Raw genomic sequence first — 16,236 nt, forward strand, 5'->3', positions numbered from 1 at the left:
AGTTTCGTCATGACCCCCTCTGCTCGTATCCAGGCTGCGATCGATTTGCTCGACGCCATCATTGCGTCCGCGCGCGATGGGGGGCCGGCGGCGGATACGTTGATCGCGCGCTATTTCAAGGAGCGGCGCTATGCCGGGTCGCGGGATCGGCGGGCGGTGCGCGATCATGTCTATGACGCGATCCGCCGCGCGGGCGAGCGGCCGGATACGGGCCGCGAGGCGATGATCGGGCTGGCAGCTGAGCAGCCGGAGCTGGCCGCTTTGTTCGACGGATCGCCCCACGCGCCACTGCCGATCGAGCCAGGCGAGGTCGGTGCTGCGGCGGGCAGCGTGCCGGGCTGGCTGGTGCCGCTGATCGCTACGCCGGTCGAGCAGGACGCGTTGCTGGGCCGCGCGCCGGTGGATCTGCGGGTCAATCGGTTGAAGGCTGCGCCGGAGGCGGTCGCGCCCCTATTCCCTGACGCCGCGCCGATCGCGGCGCTGCCCGATGCATTGCGCCTACCCGAAGGCTATCCGGTCGAAAAGGATGCGGCCTGGAAGGACGGCCTGGTTGAAGTTCAGGATGCTGGCAGCCAGGCGATCGCGCTGGCGTGCGGCGCGCAGCCCGGCATGACCGTGGTGGACATGTGCGCCGGGGCCGGGGGCAAGACGTTGGCGTTGGCTGCGGCGATGGCGGGGCAGGGGACGTTGATCGCCGCCGACACGATCCGCTCGCGGCTGGCAAGGCTGGGACCACGCGCCCAGCGGGCCGGGGCGACCTTCATCGAGACATTGTTGCTGGACCAGAGCCATGAGGCGCGCGGCCTTGCCAGCTTGAACGGGCAGGCCGATGTCGTGCTGGTCGATGCGCCCTGTTCGGGCACGGGCACCTGGCGGCGCAATCCCGAAGCGCGCTGGCGGCTGACGGCGGCGCGGCTCGATCGGCTGGTCGCGGAACAGGCCCGCATCCTCGATTTCGCCGCGCCCTTGCTGGCACCGGGCGGGGCGCTGGTCTATGCCACCTGCGCATTGACCGATCGTGAGGGGAAAGCCCAGGTGGATTCCTTCCTGCGCCGACATGCCGGGTGGACGCCCGAAGCGATAGACTTGCCGCTGGGACGGGCGCATGGCGCGGGCTGGTTGCTGACGCCGGGGCATGACGGCACCGACGGCTTTTTCTTCGCCCGGCTGCGGCGGACGGCCGCGTAAAACAGCCCATGGACAAGCGCCCGCAAAATCGCGAGACTTGGCCAAAATCTGTGCCTGAATCAGCGCCTGAAACATGGCTGGAGATACTCATGCGTTTTACCCCCGCCTCGATCGCCCTCGCGCTCGTCCTGACCACCGTGTCGAGCATGGGCCTGAGCCAGCGGCCTGACAGCCAGATCAGCCCGGCGTCGGTCGAATGGCAGAAAGCGGGCGAGGCCGCGCGTCAGGCAGGCAATTTGCAGGGCGCGACCGATGCGTTGGAAAGCGCGCTGGCGATCGACCCGCGCAACCGCGCCGCCTATGTCGAACTCGCCGCCGTCGCGCGGGCGCAGGGTTTGCAGGGCAAGGCGATCCGTCTGTATCGCGAAGCGCTGCTGCTCGATCCTACCGATGTCGTCGCGCTGGCGGGGCAGGGAGAGGCGATGGTCGAAAAGGGCGCTGTGGCGCGGGCCAAGGAAGTGCTGACGCAGGCGCAGGGGCTGTGCAAGACCGCGTGCGCGCCGGTCGACAAGCTCGCCGCCGCGATCCAGAAGGGACCGCCCGCCGTTGCGATGACGAGCAAGGATGTGGTGCCCGCGCCCAAGGTTGCGCCGACCGAGCAGCCGTAAGGGGACTCCCGTTCGTTTCGAGCGAAGTCGAGAAACGGCACGCACAGGTTTCTCGACTTCGCTCGAAACGAACGGGGGCGGCATGGCCCGGTTCTTAAATCGTCACCACTTGCGGCAGGATCGCGTCGAGCAGGAGCAGGCCTGCAGGAGTGACTTGCAGGTGAGTGCCGTGGTGGCGGAGAAGGTCGATCTCCGTCAGTTGGGCGATGGCGCGGTCATCCACCAGCCGCGATAGGGCAACGCCCGATTGCTCGGCGATGCGGGCTAGGTCGACGCCTTCATGTAGGCGCAGGCCCATGAGCAGCGCTTCGCGGGCGCGGTCTTCGCTGGCCAGCGCATCTTCGCTCTGGCTGCCATGGCCGTTGCGGGCGACCGCGCCGATCCAGTTTTCGGGCTTGCGGTGACGTTGCGTCGCCATGCCGCCGCGCCGACCATGCGCGCCGGGGCCGATGCCGATATAATCGCCATAGCGCCAATAGACGAGATTGTGGCGGCTCTGCTGCCCGGCGCGGGCGTGGTTGCTGATCTCATAGGCGGGGGTGCCCGCCGCTGCCGTCATCGCCTGCGTCAGTTCATAGAGCGTCGCGCCATGATCGGGATCGGCGGGGGTCAGCTTGCCCTGCGCGACGAGCGTGGCGAAGCGGGTGCCCGGCTCGATGGTGAGTTGATAAAGCGACAGATGCCCGGTGCCGAACGCCAGCGCGCGGGCCACTTCGGCCTGCCAATCGGCCTCGCTCTGGCCGGGGCGGGCGTAGATGAGGTCGAAACTGACCCGATCGAACACCGATTGCGCGGTGGCGAGCGCGGCCAGCCCTTCGGCGACGTCATGCGCGCGGCCCAGGAAATGCAGTGCCTCATCCTCCAGCGCCTGCAGGCCGAGCGAGACGCGGTTGATCCCGGCGGAGGCCAGATCGGCAAAGCGCGCGGCCTCTACCGAATTGGGGTTGGCCTCCAGCGTGATCTCGATATCGGGGGTGAAGCCCCAATGGTCCTGCGCGGCGGCGATCAGCGTTTCGACCAAGGCGGGCGGCATCAGCGACGGCGTGCCGCCGCCGAAGAAGATCGACGAGAGCGGACGGCCGCCGGTCAACGACGCCTCATAGGCCATGTCGGTGAGCAACGCGCTGCGCCAGGCGTCGATATCCACGCCATCGCGCACATGGCTGTTAAAGTCGCAATAGGGGCATTTCGACACGCAGAAGGGCCAATGGATATAGAGCGCTTGCGGGGCGGGGACGGAAGTAATGGAGGACATTGGGATGGCGTCGTAGAGCCTTTTGGCGGGCGGGGCTACAGTCAGGGCGCCGACATGCGCAGGGATATTTTTAGCGGGACGGCGCATTGAACGGGATCAGTACCGCTCAAGGAGACGACAGGATGCGCTACCCCAAGTTGGCATGGAGGGCATCCGTGTGTGCGCTGATCGGTTTGGCGGCCTGCGGGGCACCCAAGCAACCCGATGTTACAGAAAGCCGCAATGATGCCGCAGCGCCTATGGTTGCGCGTGCGGAAGAGGCGCCGCAAACTCCTGCGCCTGTCAACATAGCCACGGCGGCCGCCGCGCCGCAGCCCTTGTCCTGCGCGGCGGACATCGGAGCTACGGCAGCCGCCGAGCGCGTGAAGCTGTGCCGCAACGTGTCGCCCGCGACGCATCCGCCGTGCAATGCCGCCAATAGCTGCGCGCTGATCGAGGATGAGATTGCGCGCAGTTGCGCCCTGTTCGACGGGAAGGGCGACCCGATGCCGGGATGCGACCCCGCGCCCAAGAGCATGGCGGCGGCGATCGCGGTCGTGCAGCGCTATTATGCCGCGATCAATGCCAGGGATTATGGCACCGCCTGGGCGCAATGGGGGGATGATGGCCCGCCGAACCAGACCTTGCAGGCTTTTCAGGCGGGCTTTGCCAATACCCGGTCGACGCGCGTGACGATCGGCAAGGTGGAGCCGGGTGACGCGGGCGCTGGGTCGATCTATCAGACGGTGCCGGTTACGGTGGATTCACAGTTGCAGAACGGCACTGTCCAGCGTTTCGCAGGCGATTATGTCGTGCGGCGGGTCAATGATGTGGAGGGAGCATCGCCCAGCCAATTGCGCTGGCACATCGGTCAGGCGACGCTGAAAGCCGTACCCGCGCCGTAACGCGGACGCGGATCAGAATGTCGCCGCGACCAGTTGCTTGAAGGCATCGGCGCGGTGGCTCATGGCGTGTTTGGCGTCGGGGTCCATTTCGCCGAAGCTGATGTCATGGCCGAGCGGCACGAACATCGCGTCATAGCCAAAACCCTTGTCCCCACGCGGTGGCCAGACGAGCGTGCCGTCGACCCGACCCTCGAATGCCTGGATATGTCCGTCGGGCCAGGCGAGGGCGAGGGCGCAGATGAAATGGGCGTCATGGCCTGCATCCGGCCCCTTGGCTTCGATTCCGTCCCACACCTTCTGCATGGCGAGCGCGAAGTCCTTGGACTCGCCCGCCCAGCGTGCAGAGAAGAGGCCGGGGTCGCCGCCCAGAGCCTCGACGCACAGGCCGCTATCGTCGGCAAGCGCGGGCAGGCCGGAAAGGTCGGCGGCCTGCATCGCCTTGAGTTCGGCATTGGCGATGAAGGTGGTGCCGGTTTCCTCCGGTTCGGGCAGGTCGAGCGACGCGGCCGAGATCGGTTCGATCCCAAAGGGGCCAAGCAAAGCGGCGATTTCGCGCACCTTGCCCGCATTATGGCTGGCGATCACCAGCTTGCCGGGGGCGAGCTTGCGGATCGCCTGTTCCTGTCCGAATTGGTCGGTCATGATGTTACCCTAAAACATTGTCCGTCATCCCAGCGAAAGCTGGGATCTCCCTTCTTTTTCGCTGCATCGGCGTCAAAAGAAAAGGGAGATGCCAGCGTTGGCCTTCGGCCGCCCTTCGGGTCGCTGGCATGACGAAGAGATGCGTGTGCGGGACTTACCGCCCCGTGGCGACATCCTGCGCGGCGAAGATTTTCGCGCAGCCGATGCGCGCGAGGCGCAGGAGGCGGAGCAGTTCTTCCTCGTCATAGGCGGCACCCTCGGCGGTCGCCTGCACTTCGGCGAATTTTCCGTCGCCCGTCAGGATGAGGTTGGCGTCGGTTTCGGCATTGCTGTCCTCGGCATAATCGAGGTCGAGGACGGGGGTGCCGTTGTAGATGCCGCAGCTGATCGCCGCGACCTTCTGGATGATCGGGTCTTCCTTGAGCGCGCCCGACGCCATCAGCTTGTCTACGGCGATGCGCAGCGCGACCCAGCTACCGGAGATCGCCGCCGTGCGGGTGCCGCCATCAGCCTGGATCACGTCGCAATCAATTACGATCTGGCGTTCGCCAAGCTTCTTCATGTCCACGACGGTCCGCAGCGAACGGCCGATGAGGCGCTGAATTTCCTGAGTGCGGCCCGACTGCTTGCCCTTGGCGGCTTCGCGGCTGCCGCGCGTGTGCGTGGCGCGGGGCAGCATGCCATATTCGGCGGTGACCCAGCCCGACCCCTTGCCGCGCAGGAAGGGCGGCACCTTCTCTTCGACCGACGCGGTGCAGAGCACGCGGGTATCGCCGAAGCTGATCAGGCAGCTACCCTCGGCATGGATGGTGAAGCCTGGCTCCATGGTGATGTCGCGCATCTGGTCGGGCGCGCGGCCGGAAGGACGCATAATATTTCTCCAAAACGATATGGTGACGGCGCTTAGCGCCCAGCGGCGTGTGTTGCCAGTGTCATGACGACAATAAGTGGGTATGAGAGGCTATGACGATGCGAATGATGATGGCGGCGAGTGCGCTGCTGCTGGTGGGCTGTGCTGCCGCGGATAACGAACTGGAGACGCCCAAGGCGGCGGGCGAGACGATCCGCTTCACCGCCGGGCGCTGTTTTGGTGCCTGTCCGTCTTATAGCCTGCGCGTGACGCCGGATGGGTCGGGCATATTGGAGCCGGAGAAGTTCACCGCCGTACCGGGGCCGACCCGCTTCACCGTCAGCCCGGCGCAATATCGGCGGTTGCGCGCGTCGCTTGCGCCCTACCGGCCGCAGACGGGGACGGACAAGCGGATCGCCCATGGCGAAAATTGCACGCGCTTTGCGACCGATATGCCCGGCTACAAGATCGAATGGAGTCGCAAGGACGGCAAGCCGACCCGGCTGGAGTTCCAGGCGGGGTGCATGGATGCCCGCTATGGCAAATTGCGCACCACGATCGCGGCGATCCCCAAAATGCTGGACGTCGAACGTATGATCAAACCCAAACCCGCCCGGTAGGAATGGATGATGCGCGTTCTTTTACAGATTGTGGGTGTCCTTCTCGTGGTGATGGGGCTGCTCTGGGTCGGGCAGGGGGCCGGTCTTATCGACTGGCCGCAATCCAGCTTCATGCTCGATCAGAGGCCATGGATGTGGCGTGGCGCGTTGCTCGCTGCGTTTGGGATCGTGCTGATCCTGTTGGCACGGCGCAAATGTTGAGCCTGCCCACAATCCATCCTACATTCGCGCAATGACGCTGACGACGCCCATATCCGAACTGAACGACCGCGCGCGCGACGTTTTTCGCCTGGTGGTGGAGGGCTATCTCGGCACTGGCCTGCCGGTTGGGTCGCGCACCATCAGCAAGCTGGCGACGCTCAACCTGTCGCCCGCGTCGATCCGCAATGTGATGCAGGATCTGGAGGAATTGGGCCTGCTCGCCGCGCCCCATGCCTCGGCTGGGCGGATGCCGACCGAAACGGGCCTGCGGCTGTTCGTCGATGGCATGATGCAGGCGGCCGAACCATCGGCCGAGGAACGGCGCGCGATCGAGGCGGGTCTCGCCGAAAGCGGGCCGATCGAGGAAGCCTTGTCGGCGGCGACGGCGGCGCTGTCGGGCCTGTCGGCCTGCGCGGGCATCGTCATGGTGCCCCGGCGCGAGCCGGTGCTGCGCCAGTTCGGTTTCGTGCCCTTGAACGATCGGCAGGCGCTGGCCGTGCTGGTGGGGCAGGACGGGTCGGTGGAAAATCGCGTGCTCGACCTGCCGCCCGCCGTCACCCCGTCGATGCTCAACGAAGCGGCGAATTTCATGTCGGCGCGCTTTGCCGGCATGACGTTGCGGCAGGCGGGCGACATGCTGGCGCGCGAGTTGGAGAGCGAACGCAGCGCGCTGGACGGCGCGGCACGCGAGTTGGTGTCGCGCGGCATCGCCATCTGGTCGCATGATGCCGATGACCGGCCCGTGCTGATCGTGCGGGGGCAGGCGCATCTGATCGACGATGGCACCGCCGCTGACCTCGAACGGGTGCGGCAATTGCTGGAACAGCTGGAGGGAAAGCAGGAAATTTCGCGCCTGCTGGAGAGCGCGCTGGCGGGCAGCGCGACCAAAATCTTCATCGGATCGGAAAACAAGCTCTTTTCCCTGTCGGGTTCTTCGGTCATAGCCGCGCCCTATCGTGGCGCGGACGGCCGGGTGGTCGGCGTGGTCGGCGTGATCGGCCCCACGCGCTTGAACTATGCCCGCGTGATCCCCATGGTGGATTTCACTGCACAAACGCTGTCGAGATTGATGAGATGAGCGAAGACAATTTGAACGTCGAAAATACCGAAGTCGTGGATCAATTGCCGGAGGAGGATGCACCCGTGGCCGATGACCAGGGGGAGCGCATCGCCGCGCTGGAAGCGGAACTCGCCACCGCCAAGCAGGATATTCTCTACGCCCATGCCGATACGCAAAATGTGCGGCGGCGGCTGGAAAAGGAATTGGCGGATACGCGCGCCTATGCGTCGACCGCTTTCGCCCGCGATATCTTGTCGGTTGCTGACAATCTTTCCCGCGCGCTGGCGGCGATCCCCGCCGAATTGCGCGAGGATGAGAAGTTCAAGGGGCTGGTCGCGGGCCTGGAAGCCACTGGCCGCGAGCTGGAAGCGGTGTTCGGCCGCAACGGCATCAGCAAGATCGAGTCGGTGGGCCAGCCGCTCGACCCCAACAAGCATCAGGCGATGATGGAAACCCCGTCCGCCGATGCCGCGCCCGGCACGATCCTGATCGAAATGCAGGCGGGCTATATGATCAAGGACCGGCTGCTGCGCCCGGCGCTCGTCAGCGTGGCGAAGGCGCCGGACTAATCACAGCTTTCTGAGACTAAGGCCTGAAAAAGCCCGTTCGACCCGCGTCGGACGGGCTTTTTCTATGACGCCTCTTCCCGTTCGGGCGCTGGACTGGCAGCATCGGTCGGGACGGCGACATGCGGGAGGAGCATGGCATGAGCGGGGACGGGCAGGGTGCGGCGGCGACCGATGGCAGGGCGATCCGGGTCGATCGGCTGACCATTCCCGTGCCGAGCGACGAGATCGCCATCCACCGGATCGCCACCTTCGTCCATATCCTCAAACATGTCGTCGCGCCGGAAGAGCGAACCCTGGTCGATCTGGGCGCAGGCCATTGCAAGTTCAGCGCCTGGGCGACGAAATTGGGCTATGCGGTCACGGCGGTCGATGGCCGGACCGAGCGCCTGCCCGACGATCTAGGATCGATCCGCTTCGTGCAGGCCGATATGCGCGACTATGATCCGCGCGGGCATGGCGTGGTGGCGATGCTGGGCCTGCTCTATCATCTGGAACTGGGCGATCAGGAAAGCCTGCTCCGGCGCTGTTGCTATGGCGCGCCGGTGATCGTCGAAACTCAGGTCCATGTGCCGGAGATGGTGGCGGATACGCCGCAGGACTGGCATCGCCTGATCGAGCGGGACGGTTATCAGGGGGTGGATTTCCCCGAAGGCGATAATCCGATGGCGTCGATCGGTAACCCCACCTCCTTCTGGCACAGCGAAGATTCGATGATCAGGCTGTTCGAGCGGACGGGCTATAGCGCGATGACGGTGATCGATCCGATCTTCCGGTCCGTCTATGGCGCGCGGCGCTTTTACGTCCTGACGCCCTGACAAAAGTTATGAGATGCAAATAAGATATATCGCAACTCTTGACGATGGCGATTTTTAAGATATATCTCAGTGCATCATGAAACAGACCGAAAGACACATAATGCACTTCCACCCCACACAGCGCGGCCATGGTCGCCCGCATCACGGCCATGGCCGTTTTCTCAGCCCGGATGGCGCAGAAGGGCGCGGCTTCGGCCGGGGCCGCGGCGGTCCCTTTGGCGATGGCGCGCCCGGTGGCGGCGGGCGGGGCGGCGGACGGCGTCGCCTGTTCGACAATGACGCGCTCAAGCTGATCCTGCTCAAGCTGATCGCCGATACGCCGCGCCACGGCTATGACCTGATCCGCGAGATCCAGAGCCTGTCGGGCGAGGTCTATGCGCCCAGCCCCGGCGTCGTCTATCCCACGCTGACGCTGCTGGCCGACATGGACCTGATCGCCGAACAGCCGGGGCAGGGCAGCCGCAAGCTGTTCGCCATTACCGACGAAGGCACCGCTTATCTGGCCGACAATGGCGACGCCCTGACGCTGGTCATGGAGCGGATCGCATCGCTGGCGCAAAAGGCCGAACGCACCGATGGCGCGCCGGTCCGCAGGGCGCTGCATAATCTGCGCATGGCCATCCACCAACGGCTTGAAAAGGAAGGGGCGGACAAGCAGACCATGTTCGATGTCGCGTCCCTGATCGACGAAGCCGCCACCAAGATCGAAAGGCTTTGATATGACCCTGACAGCAAAAGTTCCGACCCCCAATGCCAGCCGCTACCTGCAACAGCTCTGCAAACATTGGAGCCACAAGTTCGACGTGACGTTCGACGCGGAGCAGGGCGTCATCCCCTTCCCGATGGGACCGATCCGTATGCAGGCCGAGCCGGAGGCGCTGGTGGTAACGATCGAACCCAAGGCCGATGCCGATGTCGAGCGCTTCAAGCAGGTGGTCGCCGACCATCTCGACCGCTTCGCCTTTCGCGAAGCGCCGCTGACGTTTAACTGGCAGTAATACGGAAGGGGGCGGTTCTGGCCGCCCCTGTCACTTGGTCGGGATACGCCGCGCGCTGGCGAGGTGATGGGCGTGGGTGATCGCGACGGCGAGCGCGTCGGCCGCATCGGGTCCGGCGATCTTCACGCCGGGCAGCAGCCGCGACACCATCGCATGGACCTGATCCTTCGAGGCATTGCCGACGCCGACGACCGATTTCTTGACGAGCCGCGCAGCATATTCGCCCACTTCCATGCCCGATCGCGCCGCGCCGAGCAGGATGACGCCGCGCGCCTGCCCCAGTTTGAGCGTGGACTGCGGATTAACGTTGACGAACACCTCCTCGACCGCCGCGCCATCGGGCCGATGTTCGAGGATCAGGTCGGTTAGGGCAAGGTCGATCGCCAGCAGACGCGTCGCCAAGGGCATCGCGCTGTCGGTCTTGATCTGGCCATTGGCGAGATGGGTGAGCCGGTTGCCGTCAGCGGCGATCAAGCCCCAGCCGGTCGTGCCCAATCCGGGGTCGAGGCCGAGAAGAATCATGGCAGGAGACCTGTGCCATGATTGCGGGCGGCGGCACCCCCTCTCCCAGCTTCGCCTATGCGGCAAAGCCGCCAAGGCTGCGCAACCCTCTCCCCAAGGGGAGAGGGGCAGGGGATCAACCCAATTTCTCCATCACCGCGTCGGACACTTCATAATTGCCCCACACGGTCTGGACGTCGTCATCATCTTCCAGCGTGTCGACCAGCTTGAGCAAGGTCGCGGCATTGGCTTCGTCGACTTCGGTGGTGGTCTGCGGCCGCCAGGCGAGTTTCGCGCCTTCCGCTTCGCCGAGCTTGGCTTCCAGTGCCTTGGACACTTCATGGAGCGCGTCCATCGCGGTCCAGATTTCATGCTCGTCCTCGTTGGACGACACGTCTTCTGCACCAGCTTCCAACGCCGCTTCGAAAATCGTCTCGGCATCGCCCGCGCTGGCGGGATAGGTGATCAGGCCGACCCGGTCGAAGCCATGGCTGACCGCGCCCGACGCGCCCAGATTGCCGCCATTTTTCGAGAAAGCGGTGCGAACGTTGGTCGCGGTGCGATTGCGATTGTCGGTCAGCGCCTCGACAATGATGGCGACGCCGCCGGGGCCATAGCCCTCATAGCGCACTTCTTCATAATTGTCGGTGTCGCCGCCAATCGCCTTGTCGATCGCGCGCTGGATATTGTCCTTGGGCATGGACTGGGCCTTGGCGGCATTGACCGCCAGGCGCAGGCGCGGGTTCATGTCCACGTCGGGCATGCCCATCTTCGCCGCGACAGTGATTTCGCGGCTGAGCTTGGAGAACATCGAGGAGCGCTTCTTGTCCTGCGCGCCCTTGCGATGCATGATGTTCTTGAATTTGGAATGGCCGGCCACGGCCTTCTCCTGACATTATCTGATGAAACACGAGCGCGCTCTCTAGCGAGCGGCGCGCCCGTGCGCAATGTTACACTAGGATCGCGGTCCCCGACGCCGACACCATCAGCATCGACCCGTTGGCGCCCAGCACTTCATAGTCGAGATCGACGCCGACGACCGCGTTCGCGCCCAGCGTCGCCGCACGCATCCGCATCTCGCCGATCGCCTGCTCGCGGGCGCGTTGCAGCACGTCCTCATAAGCGCCCGACCGGCCACCGACGATATCGCGCACGCTGGCGAACAGATCGCGGAACAGATTGGCCCCCACGATCACCTCGCCGGTGACGATGCCCAGATATTCCTTGGCCGGTCGCCCTTCCAGGCGGCTGGTGGTGCTGACGATGATCTCGGACATTTCGCTCTTCCTCTGATCCCGTTCGGGCTGAGCCTGTCGAAGCCTTGGCCTGAACCTAGTGAAGGCACTTCGCTACGCGCAGAGGAACCCTTCGACAAGCGCAGGACGAACGGAGGCTGAGCCTTATTCCATGCCCAGCGCGGACAAATAGGTCTGGAGGATGGCTTCCATTTCCTGCCGGTCATGCGGCTGCATCTTCCGCAGGCGGACGATCTGGCGCATGATCTTGGGGTCGTAACCGGTCGCCTTGGCTTCCAGATAGACGTCCTTGATGTCGTCGCCGATGCCCTTCTTTTCTTCTTCCAGCCGTTCGATGCGCTCGATCAAGAGGCGTAGCTGGTCGGCGGCGACGTTGGGTTCGGTCATGGGATGATGTCTCCAAAAGGAATGTGAATCGGTTGGGGGGCGTCCTAGTGAGTGTCGGCGTTCTTCGCCACACTCTCTTTCATCCGGGTGATCTGTTCCGGGGTGGCCTCGCCCTGATGCTGCTCCTTCCACTGGGCAAAGGGCATGCCGTGGATGATTGCGCGCGCTTCATCCCGCGTCAGCGTGCCGTCCGCTTCCGCGATCCAGTCGGCGAGGCAATTACGGCAAAAGCCGGCCAGCCCCATCAGGTCGATATTCTGTACGTCGGTGCGGTGCTGCAAATGCGCCACCAACCGGCGGAAGGCGGTTGCAGCAACGGCATCTGTGACTATGGTGTCGTTCATCGGCGTGAAACCCTTTCGCTGATCTACATCATCCTGTCGTGCAGCACGGATACCCCATAACGACGCTCCGGCAAGTGCGGAGCGCATATGACGGCCAGGAGAACACATGACGAAATTACCGCCCCGCTCGCGCAAGGTCCGTATTCTTGCGACGCTTGGTCCTGCGAGCGACAGTGCGGAGATGATCCGCGCGCTGTTCATCGCGGGAGCCGACGCCTTTCGCATCAATATGAGCCATGGCGCGCATGAGGATCATGCCGCGCGCATCGCCATCATCCGTGAACTGGAAAATGAATTTCATCGGCCGACCACCATCTTGGGCGATTTGCAGGGCCCGAAACTGCGCGTCGGCACGTTCGAAAAGGGCTTGGCGATCTTGGAGAAGGGCGCGCCCTTCATCCTCGATCGCGACGAAACGCCGGGCGACGCGCGCCGCGTGAACCTGCCCCATCCCGAAATCTATGCCGCGCTGGTGCCGGGCACCCGGCTGTTGCTGGATGATGGCAAAATGGTGCTGCGGGTGCAGGCGATCAGCGAGGATCGCATCGACACGATCGTCGAGGTCGGCGGCACATTGTCCAACCGCAAGGGCGTGAACGTGCCCGACGTGGTGGTGCCCGTGCCCGCGCTGACCGAGAAGGATCGGCGTGACCTCAGCTTCGCGATCGAACAGGGGTGCGACTGGATCGCGCTCAGCTTCGTGCAGCGGCCCGAAGATCTGGCCGAGGCGCGCAAGCTGATGGGCGGGCATGGATCGTTGATGGCCAAGATCGAAAAGCCATCGGCGGTGCAGCGGCTGGAGGAAATCGTCGAGATGGCCGATGGCGTCATGGTCGCGCGCGGCGACTTGGGCGTCGAACTGCCGCCCGAATCGGTCCCGCCGCTGCAGAAGCAGATCGTAGCGACCGCGCGGCGGCTGGGCCGTCCGGTGGTGGTTGCGACGCAAATGCTCGAATCGATGATCAAGTCGCCATCGCCGACTCGCGCCGAAGTGTCGGACGTGGCCACGGCGGTCTATGACGGGGCTGATGCGATCATGCTGTCGGCGGAAACGGCGGCGGGCGACTGGCCGGTCGAGGCGGTCGCGATGATGGACAGCATCGCCAACAGCGTCGAGCGTGATCCGGGCTATCTGGCGCGGCTGCACTTCACCGAAACGAAGCCCGATCCCACTACCGCCGACGCGCTGGCTGAAGCGGCAGGCAATATCGTGACCGTGGTGGGCGCGAGCGTCATCACCTGCTTCACCTCATCGGGCAGCACGGTGCGGCGCGTCGCGCGCGAGCGGCCCTCCGCGCCGATCCTGGCGCTGACCCCGCGAACCGACACCGCGCGCAAGCTGGGGCTGACCTGGGGCGTGTACGCCATCCGCACCAAGGATATCGGCACGTTCGAGGAGATGATCGGCAAGGCCCGCCGCATGGCGCTGCGCCATCGCATGGCGGAGAAGGGCGGCAAGATCGTCGTGCTGGCGGGCGTTCCGTTCGGCACGCCCGGATCGACCAACGTGCTGCATGTCGCGGCGGTGCAGGGCGATGAATTGAAGGGGCGGGAATGACCGCCCTTCTCCCTTGAGGGAGAAGGATACGTAGCCTTGCCGACCGCAGGGAGGGTAGGCGGAGTTGGATGAGGGTGTGCGGCATGGCAGTTGGCGCGCTACACCCTCACCCAGTTACGACTAGGCAGCACGCTGCCAAGTCTTCGCAGCCCTCTCCCTCAAGGGAGAGGGGTTTGCACCTGGGCACCAACACCCGCGCAGGCGCTCAGCACCCCTCACCCCGTTCGCCCTGAGCTTGTCGAAGGGTTTACTTCTTTGAAAAGAAAGGGGCTTCGACAGGCTCATTCCGAACGGGGTGGGGGTACACCGCGCATTGCCCCGACCCCACCCGCAAACGCATCGAGCGCCCGATCATGCTCGATCGGGCGCTCTGAAAGGACTGGTTAGTCCGATGGTTTAGGACAGCGCCGGAAGCGGCACCATCCTGACCGCTATGCTTAGCCCTGGCGGGCTTTGAAGCGACGGTTGGTCTTGTTGATGACGTAGGTGCGGCCGCGACGACGGATCACGCGGTTGTCCCGGTGGCGGTCCTTGAGCGACTTGAGCGAGTTGCGGATCTTCATGGCATCGGCCCTTGGTGAATCTGACTGTGATGGAAAATCGAAGCGCTGCCCCTATGGGTGGGGCGGGCCAAAGTCAAGGGCGGCGGGCGCTCTTTTGCCGTTGTTCATCGGTCATGCAGCAACTTCATGGCTTTGCGCGTTGGAGGGAATATAGCTCATCGCGCCGTTTATCGGTGGATAGCCACGTTGGAGTGAAATCGATGTCGAAGCGCCTGATTCTTGCCGCCTGCCTTGCCCTGCCGCTGGCCGCGTGCGCAACCGCCGTGCCACAGGTGGAAGTGACGCGATTCCATGTCGGCAACCCCGCCCGGACGGGCACGGTCGCGGTCGAAGAAATGCCCGGCAATCCTGACATCAGCCTGGAATTCCGCACCTATGCCGCCGCCGTCGCACAGGAATGGCAGCGGGTGGGCTTCACCAGCGTCGCACCGGGCGCGGCGAGCGAGTATGTCGCATTGGTCAGCTTCCAGCGCAGCTTCCGTCCCTCAGGTCAGGCGCGCAACGATCGCCCCGTCACCGTCGGCATGGGCGGTGGCATCGGCAGCGGCGGCTTTTCGGGCATGGGCTTGGGCGTCGGCATCAACCTGTCGGGCAAGCCCAAGGATATCGTGACCACGCAATTGCATGTGCAACTGCGCCGCCGGTCCGATTCGGCGACCATCTGGGAAGGCCGCGCCTATACCGAAGCGAAGCAGGGCACGCCCGCCGCGCAGCCGGGCATCGCCGCACAAAAGCTCGCTGGCGCGTTGATCGGGGGCTATCCGGGCGAATCGGGGCGGACTATAACCGTCAAATGACCATTTCCATTTCCAGCGGCTTTGACAGCGGCAATATTCGCACCCTTTCCATCACCGATACGCCGACAGGCGCGCGCGCCGATCTGGAGATCGTGACGGATCATCAGAGCGACTTTTATCAATGGTTCCACTTCCGCGTCGCAGGCGCCGCCGGGCGCGAAGTGGAACTGGCGATCGTCAATTGTGGCGGGTCGGCTTATCCCGACGGCTGGGTCGACTATAAGGCGCGGGTGAGCGAGGACCGGGAAATCTGGACCCAGGCCGATACCAGCTATGCCGATGGCACGCTGACCATCCGGCTGGCGAGCGATGCCAATGTCGTGTGGGTCGCCTATTTCGCGCCCTATTCGATGGAGCGGCATCATGACCTGATCGCCTTTGCCGCCTGCCAGCTGGGCGTTGCGCATCGCGAACTGGGGTTGACGCTGGACGGCCAGCCGATTGACCTTTTGACCATCGGTGATGGCCCCAAGCAGGTGTGGCTCTATGCCCGCCAGCATCCCGGCGAATCGATGGCGCAATGGTGGATGGAAGGCGCGCTGGAGCGGCTGACCGACGAGGAAGATGCCGTTGCCCGGCTGCTGCGCCAGAAGGCGACGATCCACCTCGTCCCCAATATGAACCCCGATGGCAGCCGCCGGGGCCATCTGCGTACCAATGCGGTGGGGGTGAACCTCAACCGCGAATGGCATGACCCGTCTATGGAACGCAGCCCCGAAGTGCTGCTTGTCCGCAACGCGATGGATGAAACCGGCGTGGACTTCGCGATGGACGTGCATGGCGACGAAGCCATCCCCGCCGTGTTCATCGCCGGGTTCGAAGGCATCCCCTCGATCACCGACCGGCAAGTGTCGCTCTATCACCGTTATCGCGACACGCTGGCGGCGCGGACGCCCGATTTCCAGACGCGCCTTGGCTATCCGGTTGCGGGTGCAGGCCGTGCGAACCTGGCCATGTCCACCAACCAGATTGCCGAGCGATTCGGTGCGGTGGCAATGACGCTGGAAATGCCGTTCAAGGATAATGACGACCTGCCCGATGCCGAAACCGGCTGGTCGCCCGCGCGCTCCATGCAGTTGGGCAAGGATTGCCTGGCGGTGCTGGCCGAGATGATCGACGCGCTCTGATCATCCCGGTCCA

Annotated in this window: 22 protein-coding genes; 13 read left to right on the forward strand and 9 right to left on the reverse strand. The window is 64.6% G+C overall.

Features of this window, described 5'->3' with window-relative positions; genetic code table 11:
• Positions 1-9 precede the first annotated feature (9 nt).
• Complete coding sequence (locus SxD43FB_RS13235; RefSeq protein ID WP_096062585.1) at positions 10-1,188, forward strand: RsmB/NOP family class I SAM-dependent RNA methyltransferase; 1,179 nt, start codon at positions 10-12, stop codon at positions 1,186-1,188.
• An 89-nt stretch (positions 1,189-1,277) separates the two neighbouring features.
• On the forward strand, positions 1,278-1,796 hold the full coding sequence (locus tag SxD43FB_RS13240) for a tetratricopeptide repeat protein (protein WP_096062649.1): 519 nt from the start codon (positions 1,278-1,280) through the stop codon (positions 1,794-1,796).
• A gap of 94 nt (positions 1,797-1,890) precedes the next feature.
• Here the strand turns inward: SxD43FB_RS13240 and hemW are convergent, their stop codons facing one another.
• A complete protein-coding gene (hemW, locus tag SxD43FB_RS13245) occupies positions 1,891-3,051 on the reverse strand; it encodes a radical SAM family heme chaperone HemW (RefSeq protein WP_096062586.1) in 1,161 nt (386 codons plus the stop codon).
• 122 nt (positions 3,052-3,173) lie between these two features.
• Between hemW and SxD43FB_RS13250 the strand changes: the two genes are divergently transcribed.
• Entirely contained in the window at positions 3,174-3,935 is a 762-nt protein-coding gene (locus SxD43FB_RS13250) for a hypothetical protein (protein WP_217988795.1), read from the forward strand.
• Between the two features lie 12 nt (positions 3,936-3,947).
• Here the strand turns inward: SxD43FB_RS13250 and rdgB are convergent, their stop codons facing one another.
• Together rdgB and rph are read right to left on the reverse strand one after the other, a co-directional pair.
• Positions 3,948-4,577, reverse strand: coding sequence for an RdgB/HAM1 family non-canonical purine NTP pyrophosphatase (gene rdgB / locus SxD43FB_RS13255; RefSeq protein WP_096062588.1), 630 nt, complete (start codon positions 4,575-4,577; stop codon positions 3,948-3,950).
• Between the two features lie 154 nt (positions 4,578-4,731).
• On the reverse strand, positions 4,732-5,448 hold the full coding sequence (gene rph / locus SxD43FB_RS13260) for a ribonuclease PH (RefSeq protein ID WP_037472629.1): 717 nt from the start codon (positions 5,446-5,448) through the stop codon (positions 4,732-4,734).
• A gap of 92 nt (positions 5,449-5,540) precedes the next feature.
• On the opposite strand from rph, the gene SxD43FB_RS13265 reads away from it, so the two are divergent.
• From SxD43FB_RS13265 to SxD43FB_RS13295, 7 genes are all read left to right on the forward strand, one after another.
• Positions 5,541-6,047: a DUF6438 domain-containing protein gene (locus SxD43FB_RS13265; RefSeq protein WP_217988796.1), complete on the forward strand. Its 507-nt coding sequence runs from the start codon at positions 5,541-5,543 to the stop codon at positions 6,045-6,047.
• Positions 6,048-6,053: 6 nt separating this feature from the next.
• Positions 6,054-6,248 (forward strand): hypothetical protein, encoded by a 195-nt coding sequence (locus tag SxD43FB_RS13270; RefSeq protein ID WP_096062589.1) that lies wholly within the window; start codon positions 6,054-6,056, stop codon positions 6,246-6,248.
• A 31-nt stretch (positions 6,249-6,279) separates the two neighbouring features.
• Positions 6,280-7,326 carry a heat-inducible transcriptional repressor HrcA gene (gene hrcA, locus SxD43FB_RS13275; RefSeq protein ID WP_096062590.1) on the forward strand — a complete coding sequence of 349 codons (1,047 nt, stop codon included), beginning with the start codon at positions 6,280-6,282 and terminating at the stop codon, positions 7,324-7,326.
• A complete protein-coding gene (gene grpE, locus SxD43FB_RS13280; protein WP_096062591.1) occupies positions 7,323-7,877 on the forward strand; it encodes a nucleotide exchange factor GrpE in 555 nt (184 codons plus the stop codon). The genes hrcA and grpE overlap by 4 nt, the downstream gene beginning before the upstream one ends.
• 137 nt (positions 7,878-8,014) lie before the next feature.
• Complete coding sequence (locus SxD43FB_RS13285) at positions 8,015-8,692, forward strand: class I SAM-dependent methyltransferase (protein WP_141249511.1); 678 nt, start codon at positions 8,015-8,017, stop codon at positions 8,690-8,692.
• A 100-nt stretch (positions 8,693-8,792) separates the two neighbouring features.
• The gene (locus SxD43FB_RS13290) at positions 8,793-9,410 is read left to right on the forward strand and encodes a PadR family transcriptional regulator (RefSeq protein WP_096062593.1); all 618 of its coding nucleotides are present in this window, start codon (positions 8,793-8,795) and stop codon (positions 9,408-9,410) included.
• A 1-nt stretch (position 9,411) separates the two neighbouring features.
• Positions 9,412-9,690, forward strand: coding sequence for a DUF2218 domain-containing protein (locus SxD43FB_RS13295; RefSeq protein ID WP_096062594.1), 279 nt, complete (start codon positions 9,412-9,414; stop codon positions 9,688-9,690).
• Positions 9,691-9,720: 30 nt separating this feature from the next.
• Here the strand turns inward: SxD43FB_RS13295 and ruvC are convergent, their stop codons facing one another.
• The 5 genes from ruvC to SxD43FB_RS13320 all read right to left on the reverse strand — a co-directional run bounded on the left by ruvC (position 9,721) and on the right by SxD43FB_RS13320 (position 12,178).
• Entirely contained in the window at positions 9,721-10,212 is a 492-nt protein-coding gene (gene ruvC, locus SxD43FB_RS13300) for a crossover junction endodeoxyribonuclease RuvC (protein ID WP_037473417.1), read from the reverse strand.
• A gap of 115 nt (positions 10,213-10,327) precedes the next feature.
• Positions 10,328-11,071 (reverse strand): YebC/PmpR family DNA-binding transcriptional regulator, encoded by a 744-nt coding sequence (locus SxD43FB_RS13305; RefSeq protein ID WP_037473419.1) that lies wholly within the window; start codon positions 11,069-11,071, stop codon positions 10,328-10,330.
• Positions 11,072-11,141: 70 nt separating this feature from the next.
• Positions 11,142-11,468 (reverse strand): heavy metal-binding domain-containing protein, encoded by a 327-nt coding sequence (locus SxD43FB_RS13310; RefSeq protein ID WP_171899206.1) that lies wholly within the window; start codon positions 11,466-11,468, stop codon positions 11,142-11,144.
• Positions 11,469-11,591: 123 nt separating this feature from the next.
• A complete protein-coding gene (locus SxD43FB_RS13315) occupies positions 11,592-11,834 on the reverse strand; it encodes a DUF2312 domain-containing protein (protein WP_006956223.1) in 243 nt (80 codons plus the stop codon).
• Between the two features lie 44 nt (positions 11,835-11,878).
• Positions 11,879-12,178, reverse strand: coding sequence for a DUF1244 domain-containing protein (locus tag SxD43FB_RS13320; protein ID WP_096062595.1), 300 nt, complete (start codon positions 12,176-12,178; stop codon positions 11,879-11,881).
• Positions 12,179-12,284: 106 nt separating this feature from the next.
• Here SxD43FB_RS13320 and pyk point away from each other — a divergent pair, with 106 nt between their 5' ends.
• Positions 12,285-13,736, forward strand: coding sequence for a pyruvate kinase (gene pyk / locus SxD43FB_RS13325; RefSeq protein WP_096062596.1), 1,452 nt, complete (start codon positions 12,285-12,287; stop codon positions 13,734-13,736).
• Positions 13,737-14,173: 437 nt separating this feature from the next.
• Here pyk and ykgO read toward each other — a convergent pair whose 3' ends face one another.
• Positions 14,174-14,299 (reverse strand): type B 50S ribosomal protein L36, encoded by a 126-nt coding sequence (gene ykgO / locus SxD43FB_RS13330; RefSeq protein ID WP_003046794.1) that lies wholly within the window; start codon positions 14,297-14,299, stop codon positions 14,174-14,176.
• A gap of 200 nt (positions 14,300-14,499) precedes the next feature.
• Here ykgO and SxD43FB_RS13335 point away from each other — a divergent pair, with 200 nt between their 5' ends.
• Positions 14,500-15,096: a hypothetical protein gene (locus SxD43FB_RS13335; RefSeq protein ID WP_096062651.1), complete on the forward strand. Its 597-nt coding sequence runs from the start codon at positions 14,500-14,502 to the stop codon at positions 15,094-15,096.
• Positions 15,093-16,223: a M14-type cytosolic carboxypeptidase gene (locus SxD43FB_RS13340; protein WP_096062597.1), complete on the forward strand. Its 1,131-nt coding sequence runs from the start codon at positions 15,093-15,095 to the stop codon at positions 16,221-16,223. Before SxD43FB_RS13335 ends, SxD43FB_RS13340 begins: the two co-directional genes overlap by 4 nt.
• Positions 16,224-16,236: the final 13 nt, after the last annotated feature.

Source organism: Sphingobium sp. D43FB (assembly GCF_002312805.1).
Lineage (GTDB): Bacteria > Pseudomonadota > Alphaproteobacteria > Sphingomonadales > Sphingomonadaceae > Sphingobium.